Origin of the sequence: Mesorhizobium sp. M1066 (assembly GCF_040318635.1) — a bacterium.
Classification (GTDB): domain Bacteria; phylum Pseudomonadota; class Alphaproteobacteria; order Rhizobiales; family Rhizobiaceae; genus Mesorhizobium.
Genome location: NZ_JAMYMR010000009.1, coordinates 182,598 through 207,232, shown reverse-complemented (window position 1 = coordinate 207,232; position 24,635 = coordinate 182,598). Strand labels below are relative to the sequence as shown.

The 24,635-nt window shown below is 63.1% G+C and carries 15 protein-coding genes; 7 read left to right on the top strand and 8 right to left on the bottom strand.

Translation table 11 applies throughout. The features are described 5' to 3' along the window. Window positions 1-4 precede the first annotated feature (4 nt). On the top strand, window positions 5-4,795 hold the full coding sequence (locus NKH52_RS15665; RefSeq protein WP_352730854.1) for an NAD-glutamate dehydrogenase: 4,791 nt from the start codon (window positions 5-7) through the stop codon (window positions 4,793-4,795). A gap of 84 nt (window positions 4,796-4,879) precedes the next feature. Here the strand turns inward: NKH52_RS15665 and NKH52_RS15660 are convergent, their stop codons facing one another. Then, on the bottom strand, window positions 4,880-7,024 hold the full coding sequence (locus NKH52_RS15660) for a TonB-dependent siderophore receptor (protein ID WP_352730856.1): 2,145 nt from the start codon (window positions 7,022-7,024) through the stop codon (window positions 4,880-4,882). 353 nt (window positions 7,025-7,377) lie between these two features. On the opposite strand from NKH52_RS15660, the gene NKH52_RS15655 reads away from it, so the two are divergent. Further along, window positions 7,378-8,754: an MFS transporter gene (locus NKH52_RS15655; protein ID WP_352730858.1), complete on the top strand. Its 1,377-nt coding sequence runs from the start codon at window positions 7,378-7,380 to the stop codon at window positions 8,752-8,754. A gap of 518 nt (window positions 8,755-9,272) precedes the next feature. Here NKH52_RS15655 and purH read toward each other — a convergent pair. The 4 genes from purH to htpX form a co-directional block, all read right to left on the bottom strand. Next, window positions 9,273-10,889 (bottom strand): bifunctional phosphoribosylaminoimidazolecarboxamide formyltransferase/IMP cyclohydrolase, encoded by a 1,617-nt coding sequence (purH, locus tag NKH52_RS15650; RefSeq protein ID WP_352730859.1) that lies wholly within the window; start codon window positions 10,887-10,889, stop codon window positions 9,273-9,275. Between the two features lie 352 nt (window positions 10,890-11,241). Further along, the gene (locus tag NKH52_RS15645; protein ID WP_352730861.1) at window positions 11,242-12,966 is read right to left on the bottom strand and encodes a heparinase II/III family protein; all 1,725 of its coding nucleotides are present in this window, start codon (window positions 12,964-12,966) and stop codon (window positions 11,242-11,244) included. Between the two features lie 148 nt (window positions 12,967-13,114). After that, window positions 13,115-14,503 (bottom strand): RsmB/NOP family class I SAM-dependent RNA methyltransferase, encoded by a 1,389-nt coding sequence (locus tag NKH52_RS15640; protein ID WP_352730863.1) that lies wholly within the window; start codon window positions 14,501-14,503, stop codon window positions 13,115-13,117. Next, complete coding sequence (htpX, locus tag NKH52_RS15635) at window positions 14,500-15,516, bottom strand: zinc metalloprotease HtpX (RefSeq protein WP_352730865.1); 1,017 nt, start codon at window positions 15,514-15,516, stop codon at window positions 14,500-14,502. The genes NKH52_RS15640 and htpX overlap by 4 nt, the downstream gene beginning before the upstream one ends. Before the next feature lie 119 nt (window positions 15,517-15,635). Between htpX and NKH52_RS15630 the strand changes: the two genes are divergently transcribed. Then, window positions 15,636-15,857: a DUF1674 domain-containing protein gene (locus NKH52_RS15630; RefSeq protein WP_127294179.1), complete on the top strand. Its 222-nt coding sequence runs from the start codon at window positions 15,636-15,638 to the stop codon at window positions 15,855-15,857. A gap of 8 nt (window positions 15,858-15,865) precedes the next feature. On the opposite strand, the gene NKH52_RS15625 is transcribed toward NKH52_RS15630, so the two are convergent. Beyond that, the gene (locus tag NKH52_RS15625; RefSeq protein ID WP_352730868.1) at window positions 15,866-16,531 is read right to left on the bottom strand and encodes an HAD-IA family hydrolase; all 666 of its coding nucleotides are present in this window, start codon (window positions 16,529-16,531) and stop codon (window positions 15,866-15,868) included. Between the two features lie 169 nt (window positions 16,532-16,700). Here NKH52_RS15625 and NKH52_RS15620 point away from each other — a divergent pair, with 169 nt between their 5' ends. The 3 genes from NKH52_RS15620 (at window position 16,701) to NKH52_RS15610 (ending at window position 21,052) form a co-directional block, all read left to right on the top strand. Next, a complete protein-coding gene (locus NKH52_RS15620; protein ID WP_352730871.1) occupies window positions 16,701-17,570 on the top strand; it encodes a transglutaminase-like domain-containing protein in 870 nt (289 codons plus the stop codon). Window positions 17,571-17,917: 347 nt separating this feature from the next. After that, complete coding sequence (locus tag NKH52_RS15615) at window positions 17,918-19,396, top strand: TadE/TadG family type IV pilus assembly protein (protein ID WP_352730873.1); 1,479 nt, start codon at window positions 17,918-17,920, stop codon at window positions 19,394-19,396. A 387-nt stretch (window positions 19,397-19,783) separates the two neighbouring features. Further along, window positions 19,784-21,052 carry a class I SAM-dependent methyltransferase gene (locus tag NKH52_RS15610; RefSeq protein ID WP_352730876.1) on the top strand — a complete coding sequence of 423 codons (1,269 nt, stop codon included), beginning with the start codon at window positions 19,784-19,786 and terminating at the stop codon, window positions 21,050-21,052. Window position 21,053: 1 nt separating this feature from the next. Here the strand turns inward: NKH52_RS15610 and NKH52_RS15605 are convergent, their stop codons facing one another. Further along, complete coding sequence (locus NKH52_RS15605) at window positions 21,054-21,797, bottom strand: MOSC domain-containing protein (RefSeq protein WP_352730879.1); 744 nt, start codon at window positions 21,795-21,797, stop codon at window positions 21,054-21,056. After that, the gene (gene acs / locus NKH52_RS15600) at window positions 21,797-23,752 is read right to left on the bottom strand and encodes an acetate--CoA ligase (protein ID WP_352730882.1); all 1,956 of its coding nucleotides are present in this window, start codon (window positions 23,750-23,752) and stop codon (window positions 21,797-21,799) included. The genes NKH52_RS15605 and acs overlap by 1 nt, the downstream gene beginning before the upstream one ends. Before the next feature lie 305 nt (window positions 23,753-24,057). On the opposite strand from acs, the gene NKH52_RS15595 reads away from it, so the two are divergent. After that, a complete protein-coding gene (locus NKH52_RS15595; RefSeq protein WP_013529022.1) occupies window positions 24,058-24,330 on the top strand; it encodes an usg protein in 273 nt (90 codons plus the stop codon). Window positions 24,331-24,635: the final 305 nt, after the last annotated feature.

Below are 24,635 nucleotides of genomic sequence, written 5' to 3'. Positions count from 1 at the left end.
CGTCATGGCCAGCGTGAAATCCGCGAGCAAGCCGAAGAAAAAAGCCACGGCAGCGATTAAAGCGGAGGAAAGGCCAGCCAGGCTTGCGGACTATCTGCTCGCCCGCGCGCCAGCGGAAGACATTGCTCCCTACGATGTGGCCGACCTGGAGCGGGCTGCCGATCTCGCCGGCCAGGCAGTCGCCACTCACAGGAAAGGCGAGTGTGTCGTCGCCGTCGATGCCGATTCGGGCGTTGTGCGAGACGGGCGCCCGATGACGGTTGTCACGGTCGTCAACGACAACATGCCGTTCCTGTTCGATTCCATCCTCGGCGAGATCACCGAGACATCAGGCGAACCGACCTTGGTCACCCATCCGGTTATCGTGGTTCGCCACGGCAAGGGCGGCGTGGAAGAAATCCTCGGCGACGGCAATTTCGCCAAGGACGACGGCAGCCACGACCGGCTGAGCGTCATCCATGTCCACATCCCGCGGCTGACATCCGAGCAGGCGAGCGGATTGAGCGAGCGGCTGCGCAAGATCCTCGGCCAGGTTCATGCCGCCGTTCACGACTGGAGGCCGATGCTGGCCCGCCTCGATCAGGCGATCTCGGAATTCCGCTATACGGCCGTGCCGCTCGACAAGAAGAGCGTTGCCGAGGCCCTCGCCTTCCTGGAGTGGCTGCGCGACGACAATTTCACCTTCCTTGGCATGCGGGAGTTCAAATACACCGGCGGCGAGGAAAGCGGCACGCTGGAGCGCGCTGAAAAGCCCGGCCTCGGCATCCTGTCCGATCCCGACGTGCTGGTGCTCAGGCGCGGCACCGAAGCGGTGACGACCACGCCGGAGATCCGCGCCTTCCTGCATGGGCCGGAGCCGCTGATCGTCACCAAGGCCAATGCCAAGTCTTCCGTGCACCGCCGCATCTATCTCGACTATATCGGCGTCAAGACCTACACCGCCAAGGGCACGCTCGCGGGCGAATTGCGCATCGTCGGCCTGTTCACCTCGACCGCCTACACGCGCTCGGTGATGAAGATCCCGTATCTCAGGTCCAAGGCCGAAACCATCATCGCCAAGTCCGGCTTCGACCGGCACGATCATTCCGGCAAGGCGCTGATCAACGTGCTGGAAAGCTATCCGCGCGACGAGCTGTTCCAGGTGCCGGTGCCGATCCTGAGGAAGCACGCCGCCGCCATTCTGGGCCTGGTCGAGCGGCCGCGCGTGCGGGCGCTGGTGCGCGCCGACCAGTTCGACCGTTTCGTCTCGATCCTCGTCTTCGTGCCGCGCGACCGTTACGACAGCGTCGTGCGCGAGAAGATCGGCTCGTATCTGAAGACCGTATTCGAAGGCCGGCTGTCGGCCTATTACCCGGCCTTCCCCGAGGGCGGGCTGGCGCGCGTGCACTTCATCATCGGCCGCTCCGGCGGCAAGACGCCGAAGGTCGAGCAAGCGACGATAGAGGCGGCGATCCGCGACATCGTGCGTACCTGGGAGGACGCCCTTTCCGATGCGGCCGAGGCCAGTGGCGGCGACCAGGCTTTGAAGGCGATCGCCGCGCGGCTGCCTGAAAGCTACCGCGATTCGTTCAGCGCGGCGGTGGCGCTGGCCGACGCCGGGCGTATCGCCAGGATCAGCGCCGGCAATCCGATCGCCATCGACTATTATCGCCACGCCGATCAGAAGCCGCACCAAGCGGCGCTGAAGATCTATCATCATGGCAGCCCGGTGGCGCTGTCGCGCCGGGTGCCGGTGCTGGAAAACATCGGCTTCCGCGTCATCAGCGAGCGCACTTTCGAGGTTGGCGATGACCAGTCCGGCTTAGTCTTCATTCATGACATGGAACTGGAGAACAGCTACGGCAAGCCGATCGACCTGACCGATGGCGGCGCGCTGTTCGAGGACGCATTCCTCTCCGTCTGGCGCGGCGACGTCGACAATGACGGCTATAACGGCCTCGCCCAGACCGCCGGCCTGTGGTCTGGCGAGATCACCATCCTGCGCGCCTATGGCCGCTATCTGCAGCAGGTGGGCATTCCGCAAAGCCAGGATTTTATCGCCGCCGCGCTCAACCGCTATCCCGACATCGCGCGTGGCCTGCATGCGCTGTTCATCGCCCGGCTTGGCTCGACAGCCGAGGCCGAAGGCATGGTGGCGGCAAAGCATCTCAAGGCCAAGATCAAGGATGCGCTGGAAGACGTTCCCAACATCGACGACGACACCATCATCCGGCGCTACCTCAATCTGATCGAAGCCTCGCTGCGCACCAATCATTTCGTTGCCGATACGAAAGAGAAAGGCCAGTCGCTGGCGATCAAGCTCGATTCGCACGCGGTCGAGGGATTGCCGGCACCGCGGCCGTGGCGGGAGATCTTCGTCTACGGTTCCGAGGTCGAAGGCCTGCATCTGCGCTTCGGTCCGGTGGCGCGCGGTGGCCTGCGCTGGTCCGACCGCGCCCAGGACTACCGCACCGAGGTGCTCGGCCTGGTCAAGGCACAGCAGGTCAAGAATGCCGTCATCGTGCCGGTGGGGGCCAAGGGCGGCTTTTATCCGAAGAAGCTCCCGATGAGCGCCGGTCGCGACGCGATCTTCGCGGCCGGCACCTCGGCCTACAAGAATTTCGTCTCCAGTCTGCTGTCGATCACCGACAATATCGGTCTCGACGGTGTCATCCCGCCGGCCGGCGTCATCAGACGCGACCCGGACGATCCGTATTTCGTCGTTGCCGCCGACAAGGGCACGGCGACCTTCTCCGACACCGCCAACGCGATCTCGGAGAAGCACGGCTTCTGGCTCGACGACGCCTTCGCCAGCGGCGGCTCGGCCGGCTACGACCACAAGAAGATGGGCATCACCGCCAAGGGCGCCTGGGAAGCGGTCAAGCGGCATTTCCGCGAGATCAACCGCGATATCCAGACCTCGTCCTTCACCGTCGTCGGGGTCGGCGACATGTCGGGCGACGTGTTCGGCAACGGCATGCTTTTGTCGCCGAAAACCCGGCTGATCGCCGCCTTCGACCATCGCGACATCTTCATCGACCCCGATCCCGATATGGCAGCCTCGATGGCCGAGCGCGAGCGCATGTTCGCGCTGCCGCGTTCGAGCTGGCAGGACTATGACAAGACGAAACTGTCGGAAGGCGGCATCATCGTCTCGCGCAACCAGAAATCGATCACCTTGCCGGCGGCGGCGGCGGCGGCGATCGGCCTGACCAAGACCATTGCCACGCCGGTCGAGATCATGACCGCCATCCTCAAGGCCCCTGTCGATCTCCTGTGGTTCGGCGGCATCGGCACGTATTTGCGGGCATCGACCGAAACCAATGCCGAAGTCGGCGATCGCGCCAACGATGCCATTCGCATCACCGCGCTCGACGTGCGCGCCAAAGTGATCGGCGAGGGCGCCAATCTCGGCGTCACGCAGCGGGCGCGCATCGAGTTCGGCCTAAATGGCGGCCGCTGCAATTCCGACGCCATCGACAATTCGGGCGGCGTCAACTGTTCCGACGTCGAGGTCAACATCAAGATCGCGCTGGCGTCCGCCATGCGCAAGGGGTCGTTGACGCGCCCGGCACGCAACAAGCTGCTGGCCGAGATGACCGACGAGGTCGGTTCGCTGGTGCTGTCCAACAACTACCAGCAGACGCTGGCGCTTTCGATCGCCCGCAAGCGCGGCCTCGCCGATATCGCGCATCAGAGCCGTTTCATGACGGCGCTGGAGGCGCGCGGCCTGCTTGACCGCACTGTGGAGACGCTGCCGTCGCCGGCATCGCTTGCCGAGCGCGAGGCGCGTGGCGAACCGCTGACCAGGGCCGAACTTGGCGTGCTGCTCGCCTATGCCAAGATCGTGCTGTTTTCCGACATCGTCGCCAGCGACGTGCCTGATGACGCGCATTTCGATCGCGACCTGATGGGCTATTTTCCCGACCGGATGGCGAAGAAATACGCCACTGAGATCCATGGCCACCGGCTGCGCCGCGAGATCATCACGCGCGTCGTCGCCAACGATCTGGTCAATCGCGGCGGCCCATCCTTCGTCAACCGGCTGCAGGAAGCCACGGGGCGCACCGCCGCTGACGTGGTGCGGACCTTCGCCTTGGTGCGCGACGGTTTTGCACTGCCGGCGCTCTATCGCGAGATCGATGCGCTCGACAACCAGATCGACGGCCAGGTGCAGCTCGATCTCTATCAGATGGTCAGCCGGCTGATCTATGTGACCAGCGGCTGGTATCTGAAGAACGATGCCGGCACGGTACCTCTCGGCCAGCGCATTGCCGAGCTGCAGGAAGCACGCAAGGCACTGGAACCCAAGCTCGTTTCGCTGCTGCCGGCTTTCTCGCGCGAGCGCATCGAGGAGAAGCGGCACGGGCTGTTCAAGAGTGGCGCGCCGGAAGGGCTGGCCGGGCAACTGGCGCTCAGCGAGGTGGCGGAACTTATCCCCGACATCGCGCTGACGGCGCGCACCGCCGGCGCCGATATCGTCGCCGCGGCCAAGGCGTTCTTCGCCGTCAGCGATGCCTTCCGCATCCCGCGTGTCGAGGACGCCGCACGCTCGATCACGCCTTCGGACTACTATGATCAACTGGCGCTGTCGCGCGCCACCGACACGATCGGCGCGGCACGGCGCGGCATCGCGGTGGCGGCACTCACCGGCCACGCCAAGACGGCCGATCCGGTGGTTGCCTGGCTGGACGCCGGCGGCGAGCGGGTGGCGCGCATCCGCGAGCGGCTGCAGGCACTGACCGAGGGCGGCGACATCACCGTGTCGCGGCTGTCGGTGGCGTCAGGGCTGATGAGCGATCTGACGGGGATGTGAACCGCCGACGATCACCACACGCATCACCGGATGCGTGTGGCTCCTTTCGAATGCCATCCGCTTCGAAACTAGCGTTCAAAAAGCTCACCAGGAATGTTTGAGCGTGCCGACGATTTTCAGCCGGTCGCCGTAAAATTCGGTTCCGTAATAGCTGGTTGTCAAATACTTCCGGTCGAACAGGTTCGTTGCGTTCAGGGCCAACGTCACGTCCTTGGTCATCTTGTAGCTGATCGCCGCATCCACCAGTGCGTAGCCGCCAATCGAAGTCGTGTTCGCGTCATCCCCGTAGGTTTGCCCGATATAGCGCACGCCTCCGCCGATGGTCAGGTCGCCACGCCGTCCTTCCTCGGGAAGCGTATAATCAACCCAGGCCGAAGCCAGGTGGCGAGGGACACGTTGCGGCCGATTGCCGGCATTTCCGCCAATACCGTCTTCCAGGATCTCGGCATCCCAGTAGGAATAGGCAAGTGTCAGGTTCAGGTTTTCCGCAATGGCGGCCTTGCCCTCGAGTTCGATGCCGCGGACGCCGACCTTGCCGATCTGCTGCTGGACAACAGGCGTGACATAGGTCGGAACATTGGTTTGGGTAAGGTCGAAGACCGCGGCCGTGAACAGGCCGTCGAAGCCGTCGGGCTTGTACTTGATGCCTGCCTCATACTGCTTGCCCTCTTGAGGCTTCAGCGAACCCGAGACCGCATATCCGTTGGCGCTTGGCGCCACAAGCGGCTGGAAGCTTTCCGAATAGTTGGCGTAGACCGCGAGGTTCGGGGTGAATTTGTAGGTCAGGCCGGCGCGCTTGGTGAAGGCGGATGCCGTGTCGTCGTCCTGCGTTCCCGAGTCGAGATAGTCCGCGGTCGTATGCACGCGGTCCCAGCGCCCGCCCAGGGTGACGATCCAGCGGTCGTCAAACGTCAATTGCTCCTGGGCATAGACACCGACCGCCTGTTGCTTGACCCGCCAGTTCACGTAGGGGCCGAGATTGATGCAGGACAGACCGCAATAGGTCGGATTGTTGATGTCGATGGGACCGGCGGTGCCGAAGAGGATGTTTTCGCGGGTGTTGTCATTGGCGTAGTCGACGCCGACAAGCGTCTTGCTGTCGATCCCGTCCCAGCCCGTATCGTATTGCAACTGATTGTCGAAGGCATAGCGGTTGGACACGCCATCGACGGAAAATGCCGTGCGGTCGGCCGTGGGGTCAGGCGATGCGCCGTAGACCTCGGCGTAGTCGAGGCTCAAATGCGTGTAGCGGGCATTGGAGCGGAAGGTGAGGTTCTCGTTGAACTCGTGCTCGAACTGGTAGCCGATATCGACCTGCTCCGTGTTGAAGCGGTTGAAATCCGGCTCGCCCAGGAATGTGCCGACGTCGATATTGCCGCCAGCCGGGGTGCCGCGTGCGCCTGTCCCATCTCGCTTGTAATAGTCAGTCAGGATGGTGAGCGACGTTCCTTCCTCGGGCTTGATGGTCAACGCGGGCGCGATGTAAAGCCGATCGTCGTTGGAATAGTCCCATCCTTGATCGCCATCCTTGGCCAGCCCGGTGAGCCGATAGGTCCACACGCCATCGGGGTCGATCGGTCCGCCAAAATCAACGCCAACCTCCTTGGTACCGTCGCCATAGGACGTGTAAATCTCCCCCTGCTTCTGGTCCAGCGGCCGCTTGGTGATGGCATTGACCAGTCCGCCAGGGCCGTTGAGACCAAAAAGCGTCGATGTCGATCCCTTCAGGACCTCCACGCGCTGAAGTCCGTAAGGCTCGAGACGGCTGGCCGTGAACCAAGCGGGGATGCGCGCCGTGAGGCCATCGCGATAAGTACCGAGCGATGTCTGGTCGAAACCGCGGATACGAACATAGTCGTATCGGTCATCGTTGCCGAACTCGTCGGTGAGGACGCTGGATGTGTAGGCCACGGCCTGCTGGAGGCTTTCGACATGGCGTGCCTCCAGTTCCTTCTGGGTTACAACTGAAACCGAGGCGGGAACGTCGACGATGGGCGTATCGGTCTTGGTGCCGGTCGCCGTATCCTCGGCGACGATCGTTTGATCGGGCCCGACAACGCGGTCCGACTTCCCGGTGACGACGATCGTTTCCAGTTGGGTTGCATCGTCCGGCAAAACCTGCTGGGCCCGGCCGGCCCCCATCGCTCCAAAAGATGCCGCTATCAAGGCACTGCTCGCAATCAATCGCCTTGCCTGAGTGCGCAACAATGCCTGTCGACCAATCGTCATTTCTTATTCCCTGTCAGACCAATATCGAGCCGTTCGACCGGTGACCTTCCGGCCCTGCGCGAGCGCAATTAGTCAAACCGGACAAAAGGAGTCAACTTAATAATCAAGAAATTCGCGCCGGCGGCAATCGCTGCGAAGCAGGGGGTGGAGGGCGGTGCCGGACCTTCGGTCCGACTTCCCCCACGAGAAAAAATAAGGGCTTGGCCCGCGCCGCGGACGAAAGCCAATTGCTGGGTTTTCGAACAATGAACCCTCGGCAGGGGCAAGGGACGGCACCAAGCTTCGTTCATTGCATGAGCGCATGAAACATGCAGACATGGCGCCCGACACGGAACCGGTGCCGGGGGATCATCATGACGGTAGAGACAGTGCAGCGTGCGTCCGGGCGCGGCATCTGGGGATGGATGTTGTTCGACTGGGCGGCGCAGCCGTTCTTCACCGTCGTCACCACCTTCATCTTCGGGCCTTATTTCGTGTCGCGGATGGCGAGCGATCCGGAAACCGGGCAAGCGGCCTGGGGCTACGGCATTGCCGCGGCCGGCCTTGTCATTGCAGTGCTGTCGCCCATCCTCGGCTCGATCGCCGACCAGACCGGACCGCGCAAGCCTTGGATCGCATTCTTTGCCGCGGTCAAGGTCACCTGCCTTTGCATGCTTTGGTTCGCGGCCCCCGGTTCGAACCTTTTCCTGGTCGTGCTGTTCTTTTCGCTGGCGTCGGTGGCGGCGGAGTTTTCGACCGTGTTCAACGATTCGATGATGCCGCGCCTGGTGCCGAAGAGCGAGATCGGCAGGATCTCCAACATGGCCTGGGGCCTTGGCTATCTCGGCGGCATGATCGCGCTGATCTTCGTCGTCGCCTGCCTGGCCGGTTCGCCGGAGACCGGCAAGACGATCATCGGCATCGACCCGCTGTTCGGGCTCGACCCGAAGCTCGGCGAGGACGCGCGCGCAACCGGGCCTTTGTCAGCCGGCTGGTACTTCCTGTTCATCCTGCCGATGTTCTTTTTCACCCCCGACGCCATCAAGGGCCTGCCGATCGGTCCGGCTGTCCGAGAGGGGTTGGCGGAGCTGAAAGTGACATTGGGCGAGGTGCGCAAGCGCAGCGGTATCTTCCGCTTCCTGGTCGCCCGCATGATCTATCAGGACGGCGTCAACGCGTTGCTGGCGTTGGGTGGCACTTTCGCCGCTGCGATGTTCCACTGGTCGATCACGGAGATCGGTATTTTCGGCATCATTCTCAACGTCGTCGCCATCTTCGGCTGCCTGGTCGCAGCCCGTCTCGACACGGCGCTTGGCTCAAAAACCATCGTCATGATCTCGCTGGTCCTGCTCAGCATCGCCACGATCGGCATCGTCTCGACTGGGCCGGGCTATACGTTGTTCGGCTTCTGGATGATGCCTGGACCGGACAGCGGCGGCCTGTTCGGCACGGCAGCGGAAAAAGCCTACATCTTCTTCGGCCTGTTGATCGGCGTGGCTTTCGGGCCGGTGCAGGCGTCGTCGCGGTCCTACATGGCGCGCAGCGTCACCGCGGCAGAATCCGGCCGCTATTTCGGCATTTACGCGCTGGCCGGGCGGGCGACCAGTTTCCTGGCGCCGTTCATGGTCGCGTCGGTCACCCTGGCCAGCGGCTCGGCGCGGCTCGGCATGGCGGTGATCGTGCTGTTCCTGGGCATCGGCATGGCGATCCTGGTCAAGACGCCCTATCCGGCGGACCGGCCGGTGGAATGAGTGGTTCGAAATATGGAGGTTGAAAGCCAACGGTTTATGGCCCTCGAAGGGACGCGTACGTGGGCGTCGGGTACGGTACACTTCGCTGCGGAATGCGACCGATTTCTAGTCGATCTATCGGTCTCTTCAAAAGATTTTAGGACCTCGCGACGAGCGTTTGAGGTAAGTCGTCACTGTTTTCTGATTGCCGCATTTAAGCTCTTGGAACATGCCGAATGGGCGGTCCAAGTCGATGCGTTTGACGCAGTTCTTACGGTGGAACTCAACGCCCACGCGAAGAATATTAAGCGCCTTCGTGACCTCAACGAACATAAATTGGAATATTTCATGGGAGGTGGTCGGCGGCGAGCCCTTTGGAATCGCGAAGAAGATGGGGGCACTGCGGACGCGAGTTCGACGGTTGATACCCGCATTGGAAATCTCCTAGATTGGCGGGAGGTTTCGCGGATTGCCGCAAAGCTGAATGAGGCTCTTCCCTAAATTGCTGTGGAGTTGCGAGCCCTGACGGCACGCCCAAATCAGTGCCGGAAATGCCTAACCCCCGTAAACACCATGGCGATGCCGTGTTCGTCGGCAGCGGCGATGACCTCCTTGTCGTTCATCGAGCCGCCCGGCTGGATGACGGCGGTGGCGCCGGCGGCGATCGCGGCCAGCAACCCGTCGGCGAAGGGGAAGAAGGCGTCGGAGGCAACGACCGAGCCCTTGGTCAGCGGTTCGGCAAGGCCCGCGGCCTCGGCTGCGTCGAGCGCCTTGCTGGCGGCGATGCGTGAGGAATCGACCCGGCTCATCTGGCCAGCGCCGACGCCGACAGTTGCGCCATCCCTAACGTAGACGATGGCGTTGGACTTGACGTGCTTGGCGATGCGGAAGGCGAATTTGAGGTCGGCCATTTCGGCCGGCGTCGGCGCCCTCTTGGTCACCACTTTCAGGCCGAGGTCGTCGACGACGGCGTTGTCCCGGCCCTGGACGAGCATGCCGCCGGCGACGGATTTGACCGTCGTGCCCGGCGTGCGCGGGTCCGGCAGCCCACCAGTGACCAGCAGGCGCAAATTCTTCTTCCCCGCCACGATGGCCGCTGCCTCATCGGTGGCGCCGGGCGCGATAATCACCTCGGTGAAGGTTTTTACGATCTCTTCCGCCGCCTCGGCGTCGAGGGTGCGGTTGACGGCGATGATGCCGCCGAAGGCCGAGACCGGGTCGCAGGCCAGCGCCTTGGCGTAGGCGGCTTTCAGCGAGGCGCCTTCGGCAACGCCGCACGGATTGGCGTGCTTGATGATGGCGACGGCAGCGGAAAGGTCGGGGTCGAACTCGCCGACCAGTTCGAAGGCGGCGTCGGTGTCGTTGATGTTGTTGTAGGATAGCTGCTTGCCCTGCAGCTGGCGCGCTGTTGCGACGCCCGGGCGCTTGTCGCCGTTGACGTAGAAGCCGGCGCTCTGATGCGGGTTCTCGCCATAGCGCATCACCTCGACCAGCCTGCCGCCAAAGGCGCGCCATGTCGGATGTTCGATCTCGAGCGCCTCGGCGAACCAGCCGGAGATCGCCGCGTCATAGCTGGCGGTGCGGGCAAAGGCCTTGGCCGCCAGCTTCTTGCGGAAATCCAGCGACAGCGAGCCGATGTTCATCTCCAGCGCATTCAGCACCGAAGCGTAATCGCCGGGATCGGTGACGATGGCGACATAGGCGTGGTTCTTGGCCGAGGCGCGGATCATCGCCGGGCCGCCAATGTCGATGTTTTCGACGATCAACGCGTAATCGGCGCCGGAGCGGCGGACCTCCTCGAACGGATAGAGATTGGAGACGACGAGATCGATCGGCTCGATGCCGTATTTGCGCATTGCCGCGGAATGCTCCGGATCGTCGCGCACGCCAAGCAGCGCGCCATGCACGCCGGGATGCAAGGTCTTGACGCGGCCGTCCATGATCTCGGGGAAACCGGTGAGCTCGGAGACGTCGCGCACCGCCAGGCCCGCCTCGGTGATCGCCTTTGCCGTGCCGCCGGTCGAGACCAGCTCGACACCGGCCGCTGCCAGCGCTTTGGCGAAATCGATCAGGCCGGTCTTGTCGAAAACGGAGAGCAGGGCGCGACGCACGGGAACGAGATCAGGTGCGGGAATGTTCTTGGCGGCGACGGCCATGGGCTGGCGGCCTTTCACGGCTGGTGTGGTGGATGCCCGCGCCCGTAGCACATGCCGCCCGGAAATCAAACCGGCGGTCAGGTGGGGGCAAGGCAACGAATCCGTGTTAACGGGTTTCTTCGGAGACTTCGCAGGCGCGTTGGCTGACGGAGCACCAACGAAAAAACCCGCTTATGCGGCGGGCCACTGGCACAAATCAGCACCATAGGCAAAAATATACCATAGCTGAGGGCACGGAGTCAAGAAAAAATTCCTATCGTGGGAAAGCTGTCGGCACAAAAGCTGCCGATGCCCCCGAACTGGTTGTCGTCAGGCCTTTTGTTAACCTGAGTTCGAAGCCCTGTCAGGAGGGTCAGTTGTTTTCCGGGTAGCCGGCGATGCTGGTGCGGGTCAGCTGCCAGTGGACTTCGGCGATTTCCGAAGCCTTGAAGGCAAGCACGATCTGGCGGCTGCGGCGCGGGCCGCCAAGGCCGGCGAAATAGATCGATTCCTCGACCTCCGGCACCACTTCGGCTGCTGTGAACACCCAGGTGTCGGCCTGATCGGCGGCCAGCACCAGGCGGTCATGCTCGTCCTGCAAAAGGTTGACGTCGGGATGAACGTGAAAGCGGACGGTGACGAAGTCGCGCCCATTGTTGCGGATCGCCGTATTGCCGGGGCGCTGGAAGCGGTCGCGGCCAGCCAGCACATTGCCGTTCGACGACAGTTTCAGCTCGCGCTCATGCAGGAAGCCGAAGCGCGGGACATAGCCGTCATGGCGGGCGATGAAGCCCTGAACGCCCTTCTGGTCGGTGCGCTTGCACTGCACATGCTGCGGGCCGCCGATCAGCGGCGAACCGAGTAGGTCGTTGACGCGCAACGAATGGCTGAAGCGCGCCGACGAGGTGTCGTTGATGGTGGCGGTCGAGTGCGCGGCGGTGGCGCGCGCCAGCGGCCGGAATTCAGCCGCGCCATAGGTGTCAATGCCGGCATTGACGATGTAGTGCTGGCGGCCGGACGACAGTTCGAAGGCGAGGCAGCTGGCGTGTGCGGCGTTGGACACATCGACCGGCGGCGGCGGGCCGGTGTCGGCGATGACCGTGGTGCCGCCCATCGACAGGCGCTCATAGCCGGAATGCGGCGCATGCAGCAGCGGCGCGCCAGCGGTGTCGTCGTGGCGCAGAATGGTGGCGATGCGGTCGTGGATGGTGGCGCCCATGCCGTTGAAGCGGGCGAGGCTGCCATCCTGATGGCGAAAGAAGCGCAGCGCCGGCAGCATGCGGTCGATGGCGCCGATCAGCGCCTGCGGCGGCGTTTCCGCCTGGTTGGCATAAGTCTGGCGCAGCGGCAGAAGGTCGGCGAGGATTTCCAGGACGACCATCGGGTTGCGCGAAATGTGCCCGCCATCGGCGAGGATCTGGCGGTCGAGTTCCTCGGCAAGATTGCGGGTCGCGCCCCGCAGGGCCGATGCCGGCGCCGGCAGGGACAAGGCAGCGAAGGCGAGCGCGATGCGGGCCCGCAGCCTGTCCTTGCCGTCGGGCATTTCGCGCGCCATCGACCTGAGGTAGCGGATCTGGATGGCAACCGATTTCAGGAAGGCGCGGTAGAAAGGGAACTCGGCGCCCTGCAATACGACCGAGGAGTGCTGCAACCAGGCGATGATGCGCTTGGCCGTCGTGCCCGGCTCCCAGGCGATGCCGGAAATATGGCTGCCATGCATGGTGATCCAGTCGGAGACCAGGGCGCGGGCGTTGGCGGCGGCAAGCTCGGTGCCGGCGGCGCGCATATGGCGCAGCCAGCGAAAGCCGTGCAGCGTCTTCTGCCAGCCGTGATTGGGCACGTGGATCTGGAAAGGCGACTTGCCGCCGGTCTCGACCACATGCCCCGACAGGGGATAACGGCCGTAATAGATCTCGAGTGCGATCTGCGGGTCGGCGAGGCGCAGGTCCGGCGGTGCGATCAGCACACGTTCCGGCGTGCGGCCGGAATAGCGCCAGCGATAGACAGGCCCGGCGCGCAGGCGCCGGCGCGTTTTGCGCCAGAACTCCTTCGCGACAAGCGTCCACAGACGCGTCGTGCTGCTGGCAGCAAGTGCCAAAACCCCTCCTGATCGTCCTCTACCCCGGCGCCGAGTCTACATGATTGCACGATTCGTGCGAAGGCGAATTCCACGAGCCCACGCCGGTTCACCTGGTTTTGCCCCCGATCCTACCCAAAAAAGTCAGTAAATCCGGGCAGTTCAATTCCTAGCCGGCTCGCCGCATGCGAGCGGCGAAGAAACCATCGAGGCCCGAGCGTTCCGGCGCGCCGAGCTCCAGGTCGGCGGGCGTGGTGCGCAGCGTGCCTTGCTGCGTCAGGAACGGATCGATGCCGGCGATCTCGCCTTGTCGCAGCGGATCGTTGGCGACTTCAGGCGTGCCGGCCAGAAAGGCGCGATAGAGATCCTCGCCCTCGAGCGGGTCGAGCGAACAGTTGGAAAAGACGATCGTGCCGCCGGGCCTCACCAGGGTGACGGCGCGGGCGAGCAGCCTGCGTTGCAGGTCGGCCAGTTTTTCGACATCGGCCGAAGTCTTGGTCCATGGCACGTCGGGATGCCGCCGCACCGTGCCGGTCGACGAGCAGGGCGCGTCGAGGAGAATCGCGTCGAAGAGTTCTTCCGGCTCATATTTGAGCAGGTCGGCCTGGACGATCTCGGCGGACAGGCCGAGGCGGTCGAGATTCTGCGTCAGCCGCACGAGCCGGTTTTTTGACGTGTCGACGGCGGTGACCTTCGCGCCGGCAACGATCAGCTGCGCGGTCTTGCCGCCGGGCGCGGCGCAGAGATCGGCAACCCGCAATCCCGTGACATCGCCGAACAGCCGGGCGGGCAGGCTGGCCGCGGCGTCCTGGACCCACCAGGCGCCCTCGGCAAAGCCAGGCAATTCAGTGACAGCACCGACAAGATTCTCGACTCGCACCGTGCCTGTCTGCAGGACGATGCCGCCGAGCTTTTCGGCCCAGAGACCGGGATCGGCCTTGACCGAGAAGTCGACCGGCGCCTCAACGCGATGTGCTTCGAGGATCTGTCTGGCCTTCTCGTTGCCGTAGGTGGTCTTCAGCCTGTCGGAAAACCATTTGGGCGCCTCGTCGGTGGCGGCAAGGGCGGCAGGCAATTCCGTTTCCTTGGCCCGTGCCAACGTGCGCAGAACGCCATTGACGAGGCCGGAGAAGCGCACCGTGCGCGGATCGGACTTGGCATGGGTCACCGCAATGTCGACGGCGGCGCTGTCGGGAATATCGAGGAACAGGATCTGTGCTGCGGCCACATGCAATATGTGCGACAAAGCGGTGGCATTGGGCGGCAGCGGTTTTTCCAGGCGCCTCGCCAGCAGCCCTGATATGGTCATGCGATAGCGCAGCGCGGTGACCAGGATGGCGCGGACCAGGCCGCGATCGCGCAAGTCGAGCGCCTTGTATTGCGGGTGGCCGTTCTCGTGATCGGTCAGCCCATCAAGCGGCGTCCTGGCGTCGATGACGGCGGCAAGCAGGCGCGCCGCCGCCTTGCGGGCGGCGAGGCCGGCAACGAAGTCGCCGCTGTCCCTGTGTTCCTGATCACCTGAAACTGTGCGTCGTGGTCCTCTGTCCGCCACGCTCACGACCACCGGCCCTTGGGCCCGGTCGGATTGCGACCCCACGGGTTGGATTTGGGCTTGGCGGCCTCCGTCGGCTGCTCGGGCCGCGCCTGATCCCATGGGCCGGATGGCCGCGGTTCGTCCGCCTGGCGTGGCGTTGGGGCCTGGCGCTGGGCGGCCCGGGTTTGGCTGCCGGCCATGTCGCGCGCCATCGCCTGCAAGGCTGCGATGCGGTTCTCAGTGGCGGGGTGGGTGGAGAACAGGCTGTCCATGCGCTCGCCGTGAAGAGGATTAATGATGAAGAGATGCGCGGTCGCGGGATTGCGCTCGGCATCGGGGTTGCGGATGCGTTCGGCGCCGCGGGCGATCTTGTCAAGCGCCGATGCCAGCCAGAGCGGGTGTCCACAGATTTCGGCGCCACGCCGGTCGGCCTCGTATTCGCGGGTCCGGCTGACCGCCATCTGCACGACCATCGCTGCAAACGGAGCCACGATCATCGCAACCAGCACGCCGACAAAGCCGAACGGGTTGTTGTCGCGGTTGCCGCTGAAAAAGAAGGCAAAATTGCCGAGCATCGAGATGGCACCGGCAAAGGTGGCGACGATCGTCATGGTGAGCGTGTCGCGATGCTGCACATGGGCGAGCTCGTGCGCCATGACCGCCGCGACCTCTTCAGGCGTCAGCGCCTGCAACAGGCCGGTGGAGGCAGCCACCGCCGCATTCTGCGGATTGCGGCCGGTGGCAAAGGCGTTCGGCTGCGGGCTGTCGATCAGATAGGTCTTCGGCATCGGCAGGCCGGCCTGTTTGGCCATTGCCTGGACGATGGCGTAATATTCGGGCGCGTTCCTTTCGTCGACCTCGACGGCACGGTTCATCGACAGCACCATCTTGTCGGCATTCCAGTAGCTGAACAGGTTGGTGCCGGCGGCGATCAGCAGCGCGATCATCATGCCGCCGGTTCCGCCGATCAAAAAGCCGACGCCCATGAACAGCGCGGTCATCGCGGCAAGAAGCATGGCGGTGCGGATGGTGTTCATCGTCTGCTCCTGTCCGGGGAATAGCGAAAAGGGGTCGATCGTCGTGGGTTCATGGCTATATGATGGGAAACGCCAGTTCCTGTTTCAATTGACTGGACTCAATCTGCCGAGATTATCGCATGACCGACGAAATCAGTAAAACAGGCGCCGCTCCTGCCGAAGCGGCATCGCAAAGAGAGCTAGCGCCGGCCGCACGCCGTGCGTTGGCCGAGGCCGCAGCGCGGCGGGAAGAATACCGCGAAAAGGAGGCCGCGCTGCCGAAGGAGATCGGCGGCCGCGGCGGCAAGGAGCCAGGGCGCTACGGCGACTGGGAAGTAAAGGGGCTGACCAGCGACTTCTAGATGCCTCCCTACGCAGCGTTGCGCTGCGGCTCGAGCGCGATCCAGCCACGCTCGTCGACAGTGATGCCGACCATGTCGTAGCCTGCGATCGCGGCATGTTGCGTTGGCAAGGGGTGCTTGTGCGTGGCGCTGATGACCATGACCGCCGCGCCCGCCGCTTCGGCTGCCGCGATGCCAGCTGGAGCATCCTCGAAGACGAGGCAATCGCGCGCGTCGAAGCCGAGCCGTTCCGCGCCAAGCCGGAAGCAATCGGGCGCCGGCTTGCCGCGGGAGACATCTTCCGCCGCGACGATGACGGCCGGGACAGGGATGCCGGCGGCCTTCATGCGCAACAGCGCCAGCTCGCGCGGGGCGGAGGTTACGATTGCCCAGCGTTCGGGCGGCAGCGAATCGAGAAATGCCACGGCGCCTGCGATCTGGAGAATGCCATCGAGATCGGCCGCCTCGGCCTTCAGCAGCAGATCAGCCTCGTATGCCGGGTCGACGCCCGGCAGTGCCAGGCCGGTGATGGTCTCGATCGCGCGCACGCCATGGATCGTCGGCAGGAAGGCGGCGACGTCGAGGCCCTGGCGGCGTGCCCAATCGCTCCACACCCGTTCCGCCGAGGCGATGGAATTGATGAGGGTGCCGTCCATGTCGAAGAGGAAGGCCGCGAATTTTCTGCCTGAGTACATGATTTTCCTTGAGTTCGGGGAGCGCTGGTGGGGTTGCCGAACCTAACCTCTCGACCGCGGCAGGGGAAGACACGGGGTGGGCTTTTCGATCGGCCCAGGGAACCACGGTATCCTCCGGGCGTTTGGGAAGGACTGCTTCTCACAACAACGATCGAAGGGGGGACCAACGATGCTGATCCGGCTCGGCTACGAAATCGCCATCGAATGCGTAGCCGCGACGCCGGTGATTTCAGTGCTCGAGATCCATCGGGACAGGCAGGCCGACATCAAGCGGCAGACGCGGGTGCTGACCTCTCCCGCGGTGCCGACAAGACTGTACCACGATCTGCATGGCAATGCCTGCCGACGCTTCACAGCGCCCGCCGGTGGTTTTCGCATCCTGTATGACGCGGTCGTCGAGGACAGCGGCGAGACGGACGAGGTAAACACGCTGGCCAGGGAAGTGCCGGTGGCGGACCTGCCGGACGAAGTTCTCGGTTATCTCCTGGGCAGCCGCTATTGCGAGACGGATCATCTGAGCAGCCTGGCCTGGCAGCTCTTCGGCGACATTCCGTCCGGCTGGGCGCGCGTGCAGGCGATCGTCGATTATGTCCACAACCGGCTGTCGTTCGGCTATGGCTATGCGCGCTCGACCCGCACCGCGGCGCAGGCGCATGAGGAGCGCGTCGGGGTCTGCCGCGACTTCGCCCATCTGGCGATCACGCTTTGCCGCTGCATGAACATTCCGGCACGCTACGTGAACGGCTATCTCGGCGATATCGGCGTGCCAGCCGATCCGGCGCCGATGGACTTCTCGGCGTGGCTGGAAGTGTTCCTCGACGGCAAATGGTACACGTTCGATCCTCGCCACAACACGCCGAGAACCGGCCGTATCGTCATCGCGCGCGGCCGCGACGCCACCGACGTGCCGCTGCTGCACAGTTTCGGCCCCCACCGGCTCAGCCTGTTCAAGGTGTGGACCTATGAACAGGAAGGCAATCTGTTCAACCCGCCCTACCACGGCATCGACAGGACCGTCAGCGCACAGATGCTGGCGTAGTCGCGAGGCCTACCGACGCAACTGCTCCAGGGTGGTCAGGAGGTTTTCTCCGGGCCGCAACTTTCGGAACACATGGTCCGCTTCGGCACAGTGAGCTTGTGCCGCAACAGGACGCCGTCGGCGGCGTCGCGATGCCTCGGGCCAGATCATGGTAAGCGGCTGGTAAACGCCAGCGCCACGGCGCGTTCCCGTTTACCAGCCGTTCACCTTTGTTGGTTCCAAAGTTTAACAAAAACAGTGACTTGCTACTGAAAAGCCAGCTCTCCGCCCAGCTAGGGCGTCATCCGGCGGGAATCCTGCATTGCCCTTTCCGCGGCGACGAGGCCGAGGCGAGTGGAGGCTGTAGGATGCGGAATTACGGGGGTCTTGTTCACGCGGTCGGCGGGTTCGCCAGGGATCGCGGTGGAAATTTCGCAATCTTGTTCGGCCTCAGCGCCTCGGTCTTGGCGCTGGCTGTCGGCTTCTCGGTCAACGTATCGCAGCTCTACAATGCCAGATCGAGCCTCCAGAGCGTGGTCGACGCCGCGGTCACGTCGACGGCACGCGACCTGACGACCGGCGCCATCAAGGAAGCCGATGCCAACACATCGGTGCAGGCTTTTCTCGACGCCAACAGCACGGCAGGCATCCTGCAGGCCAACCAAATCGTGCTCGACAAGCTGACTGTCAACAGGACCGCCAAGACGGTCCAGGCCGACGCCCATGTCGATGTCGGGCTGTATTTCCCGATTTTTGGCACGGGCGACATGAAACGCGTCGCCGTCTCCACGACGGCGCTCTATTCGGACAAGACCGTAGAAGTGGCGATGATGCTCGACATAACGGGGTCGATGGCCAAGCGCGGCAAGGTCGACAAAATCGGCGATTTGAAAGCAGCTGCAAAAAACGCCGTCCAGACGATGCTGCAGAAGCAGGATCCGCAGAACCCCCGCATCCGCGTCGCGATCGTGCCTTATGCATCTGGCGTGAACGCCGGCAAGCTGGCGGAAAACGTCTATGCCGAGAAGCAAGCCAGCTCTGAGCTCCCACCCATCGCCGGCAGTCCGCTTCTCGTCGCCAAGACAGGCAAAAATCTGCTGCCGTCCTTCAGCGACTACATCTCCATTGTCGGCGCGGCGATGCCACGCCCCGACAATTGCGCTACCGAGCGCAAGGACAAGAACGGCAACGCGGATATGAGCGCCGACGGCCCGGATACCGTTCGCACCGACAGGAACGGCAAGAAATACTATGCGCTGGTCAATCGGGACGACCATCTCGGTGACGGGGACATGAACAGGTGCCCTGATGCGGAAGTGATCCCCCTGACCGCCGAATCCGATGCATTGCTTGAATCGATCGACGACTTCCGGGCCAATGGGTTTACGGCCGGCGCGATCGCCATTCAGTGGACCTATTATATGCTGTCGCCGCAATGGCGCACTGCAATCAGGAATGCCGGTCTCGGCAAAGGCGCCTCGGATGCCGATCCGAAGAAGATCGCCAAGGTCGCGATCCTGATGACCGATGGCCAGTTCAATACCGCCTTCGCCGGCGCTGGGGACAGGTACAACAGCCAGGGCAACCTTGCGCGCGGCAACGCCGAAACGCTGTGCGACAACATGAAAAATGATGGCATCGAGATTTTCACCATCGGCTTCGATCTGGACGACAAGGACATGTCGGTAACCGAGCGGGACCAGGCAAAGGCGGTGCTCAGGGACTGTTCGTCGAAGGATACGTCCGCCGCCAAGAGGCATTTCTTCGACGTGTCCACCGGAGCCGAATTGGACGACGCCTTTCAGGAAATCATTCGCAACACCGAAAAGGTCGCATTGACCCAGTAGTCTAGTCCGCAAACGGAAAAGGCCGCCGCTTCTTTCGAAGCCGGCGGCCTTCCGTGTTTCCGTCCGTGGCGCGGCCCTATGGCGATGACCTATGAGGTCACCCGCCGCGCATTTCGCGCCTTAACGGGAAGACTGCTTCCCGAAAGTGCAATCCGCTGAGGCCACGTTCTGGAAAACGAAATCACTCGACATCGGATCACCTCCTTTCGATTTGTTGAACACATACTCATGATGGGGTGCGTTGCAGCAAAAGACAAGGCGCAGGTTTGAAAAAGTCGGGAAGGTGCTTTTGGCACGACACTGGGTTGCGGGCTGTCGGCCGGGCAGGCAAGATCATGGCATAGAGCCGAGCCGGCAACCCGGGTCGGCCCCTGTGGGGAGGAATGCATGGAAGCAGCCGAGAGAGCGGCGCGGATCGTGCGGACGGTTGTCGAGACGCTGAAACCGGGCTTTGCCGTCAGGCTGTGGACCGGGGAGCGGATCGGCCCAGCCACTGGTCCGGTGCTCACCATCAACGACCAGGACATCGTCTGGCAGATCGTGAAGCGACCGTCCCTGTCGACGCTGATCGAGATGTGGATTTCCAAGACGATCAACATCGAAGACGGGACGATCTTCGACTTCTACGCCCTGCCGTCGCAAGGCAAGCTCAGAACCAAGCTCAAATCGCTGCCGAAAATGGCGATCCTGCGCGACCTGCCTTCCGTGCTTTTGGCACGCAAGCAGATGACGGCGCGGACCGATCTTTCGGGGCGCAATCCTTATGTCGGCGGCTCGAGCCAGGAGGCGATCCAGCATCACTACGACATTTCGAACGCCTTCTACCGGCTCTTCCTCGACGAGCGCATGGTCTACAGCTGCGGCTACTTCAAGGATTTCGACAACAGCATCGATCAAGCGCAGATCGACAAGCTCGACCATATCTGCCGCAAACTCCGGCTGAAGCCGGGCGAACGACTGCTCGACATCGGCTGTGGCTGGGGAGCGATGCTGATCCATGCCGCGAAGAACTATGGCATCATCGGCCACGGTGTCTCGCTGTCGCAGGCCCAGACCGAGCTGGCCCGTGAGCGCATTCGCGCCGAGGGGCTGGAGGACCGCATCACCATCGAGATCAAATCCTATGCGGAGCTTACAGGCAGCTTCGACAAGATCTCGTCGATCGGCATGTTCGAGCATCTCGGGCTCGCCAACCACGCCACTTATTTCAAGACCATTCATCGCCTGCTGAAGCCCGGCGGCATCTATCTGCACCACGCCATCACCCGGCGCAGCAAGGGCGACATGAAGAAGACCCTGCGCAAGGGGCCGGAGTTCAAGGCGCTGATCAAATACATTTTCCCCGGCGGCGAACTCGACACGATCGGCATGACAACAGGCAATCTCGAGGCGCACGGCTTCCTGGTCTACGACGTGGAGAATCTGCGCGAGCATTACGCCCGCACCTGTCGCCTGTGGGCCGAGCGCCTGCATGCGCGTTTCGACGAGGCAATCGCCGAGGTGGGCGAAGCCAAGGCACGGCTATGGCTGCTTTACCTGACGGGCTGTTCGATCACCTTCGAACGTGCCTCGGCACAGATTTTCCAGACCGTCGTGACCAAGCGCGCGCGTGGTCCAAGCGGCCTGCCGCCGACGCGGGCGGATCTGTATCGATAGCTTACAGGAAGCGCATCGCGTCGCCGACTTCGACGCGCGCCGGCCGGTCGACCGTACAGTAGACGCCGAGATTGTGGGCGTTATGGCGGACAAGGTTGCGCAGGATCGCCGGATCATGATCGAAGCCATCCTGGGCGACGATGGTGAAACCGCAGCGGCGGCAGGGTTCCGAGATGGTCAGCAGGAGATCGCCGACGGCAAGCTTGCGGCCGATCCATTCCGTTTCGGGAAATGAACCTTCGATTGCCGCCATGTCGACGACGATGTTGGGGCGGAAGCGGCGTGGGTCGACGACCCCTTCCGGGTGCAACGCTTTGAGCCGTGCCAGCGAGGCGGTGGTCAACAGATGGATGGGCGCCTTGCGGTAGCGCTCCGCGGTCAGCGGGCCGGAATAGCTGGGCGCGGCATTCTCGCGGCGAAACGGCCGGATCGAGGCCTCGAAGCCGAGATAGGCCGACACCGCGCGGTCGCTCTCGATACTTGGCGCAGCCAGCCAGTTGTCCCCGGGAACGGCGATCTCGAGTTCCAGGGTCGGCGACAGCCGGGTGCGGATGCGCGGCACCTTGTGCCATTTCGGGTCGCGGTCCGGTCGCGCGATCTCATTGTCGGACGCGTCGACGAGGCCGAACATGCGGTCGCCCTCGATGCTCTCGATATCGACCGAGATTGTTTCCCGACGCTCGCCGGCAAGCGAACTCGCCGGATAGCGCCAGAGTTCACTGACAGTGCCGAGCGCGGCCTGCATCAGCTCTTCTTGTTCTGCCGGTTGGCAACCAGGTCGTCGACCACGGCTGGATCGGCAAGTGTCGAGGTATCGCCGAGGGCGGAGAAATCGTCCTCTGCGATCTTGCGCAAGATGCGGCGCATGATCTTGCCGGAGCGCGTCTTCGGCAGGCCGGGCGCGAACTGGAGCTTGTCGGGCGAAGCGATGGCGCCGATCTCCTTGCGGACATGGGCAACCAACTCCTTGCGCAGCTCCTCGCTCGGCTGCTCGCCGGCCATCAGCGTGACGTAGCAGTAGATGCCCTGGCCCTTGATGTCGTGCGGATAGCCGACGACGGCGGCTTCCGAAACCTTGTCGTGGCTGACCAGTGCGGATTCGACCTCGGCCGTGCCCATGCGATGGCCGGAGACGTTGATGACGTCGTCGACGCGGCCGGTGATCCAGTAATAGCCATCGGCGTCGCGGCGGCAGCCGTCGCCGGTGAAGTACTTGCCCTTGTAGGTCGAAAAATAGGTCTGCACGAAGCGATCATGATCGCCATAGACGGTGCGCATCTGGCCCGGCCAGGAATCGGTGATGCACAGATTGCCGTCGGCAGCCCCTTCCAGCACCTTGCCCTCGCCGTCGACCAGCTGCGGCTTGACGCCGAAGAAGGGCCGTGTCGCCGAACCCGCCTTGAGGTCGGTGGCGCCCGGCAGCGGCGTGATCAGGATGCCGCCGGTCTCGGTCTGCCACCATGTGTCGACGATCGGAACCTTGCCGTTGCCGACGATGTTGAAATACCACTCCCAGGCTTCCGGATTGATAGGCTCGCCGACCGAACCCAGCACGCGCAGCGACTTGCGCGACGTCTTCTTTACGTGCGCATCGCCGGCGCCCATCAGCGCGCGCAATGCCGTCGGCGCGGTGTAGAAGATATTGACCTTGTGCTTGTCGATGACTTCCCAGAAGCGCGACTGCGACGGATAGTTCGGCACGCCTTCGAACATCAGCGTGGTGGCGCCGTTGGCGAGCGGGCCATAGACGATGTAGCTGTGGCCGGTGACCCAGCCAACATCGGCGGTGCACCAGTAGATGTCGCCGTCATGGTAGTCGAAGACATATTGGTGCGTCATCGAGACGTAGACGAGATAGCCGGCGGTGGTGTGCAGCACGCCCTTCGGCTTGCCGGTCGAGCCCGATGTGTAAAGGATGAACAGCGGGTCCTCGGCCTTCATCCTCTCGGGCTTGCATTCGGCTTTCACCGTCGCGATCTCGTCGTGGTACCAGACGTCGCGGCCGGGAACCCAGCCGGTCTTGCCGCCGGTGCGGCGCACGACCACCACCTTTTCGACTTTCGTTCCGGCTTTCGCGGCGATCTCGATCGCCTTGTCGGTGTTTTCCTTCAAAGGGATCGGCTTGCCGCCGCGCAGGCCTTCATCAGCGGTGATGACGAAGGTCGACTTGCAGTCGTCGATGCGACCGGCCAGCGCATCCGGCGAGAAACCGCCGAAGACGATCGAATGGACGGCGCCGATGCGTGTGCAGGCCAGCATCGCATAGGCGGCTTCCGGGATCATCGGCATGTAGATGGTGACGCGGTCGCCCTTCTTGACGCCGTGCTTCTTCATCACATTGGCAAGCCGGCAGACGTGCTCGTAGAGTTCGTTGTAGGTGATCTTCTTGTCGTCGTAGGGATTGTCGCCTTCCCAGATGATGGCGGTCTGGTCGCCGCGCTTCTTCAGGTGACGGTCGATGCAGTTGTAGGAGACATTGGTCAGTCCGTCCTCGAACCATTTGATCGAGACCTTGCCGTCGAAGGAGGTGTTCTTGACCTTGCTGAAGGGCTTGAACCAGTCGATGCGCTTGCCGTGCTTGCCCCAGAATTTGTCCGGGTTCTTGAGGCTGTCGGCATACCATTTCAGGTAGGTGTCATTGTCGATCAGCGCGTTTTTCTTCCACGCCGGCTGGACGCGATGGACATGAACCTCGGACATTCCTGACTTTCCTCCCGAACCAATCGTCGCCGGCTTGAAATGTCGGCGGGATCGCGGCGACACGGCCGCGAATTCGGCGGCATTATTACCAGTTCCGCCGTTACGGCAACATTAGACGTTGGATTCGCGCGGCGGGATGCCGCAGGGGGCTTCTCCAAGGCTGTCAGCACTCGAATAGGTTCGCTGCTAACTGCATGTTTTCGCATGTTAAAGCCGGTTCAGATGAAGAAAAAATCAATAGACGGTTAATCAGCGGCGCGCACAATCAGCCGTGGGAGGACAGGCGAATCAACCTGGGGACCGTCATGCGCGACCATGCCGAAATGGACCTGATGCTCAAAGGCTATGGCTTGACCACGGCCAAGATTCTTTATCACTTTCCCGATCACCCGCATCTGCTGCAGAGCTTCATCTGGCAGGACTACGATCTGGCGCCGAAGTTTCCGGTGCTGATCAAGTTCATCGAATTCTGGAAGGCCAAGCTGGACGGGCCGCTGCATTCGATCAGCTACACCCACCAGAAGCTGATCGCGCCGAATGAATGGCGCAAGGTGGATGGGGAGTTCGTGCTGCACTAAGAGCAGTAGGCAGGCATTTTATCGACCATTATTGGTTGGCGCAAACGCCCATCGCGTCGTCATCCACGGGCGAAGCAAGGAGCGAAGCGACGCGGCGCAGACCCGAGGATCCATGCCGGGACTCCGAAGCGTCACAACGGTGCAGAGTTCTGCTCCGCTGCACTTTACGGCCAAAGTCGCGGCATGGATCCTCGGGTCTTCGCGACGCCGCTTCGCGGCTGCTCCGCCCGTGGATGACGAAGTTGAGGGGCTACGGCTACTCCCCAATGCCTATAGCGGCCCCGGAACGTAGGACTGCGACTTAA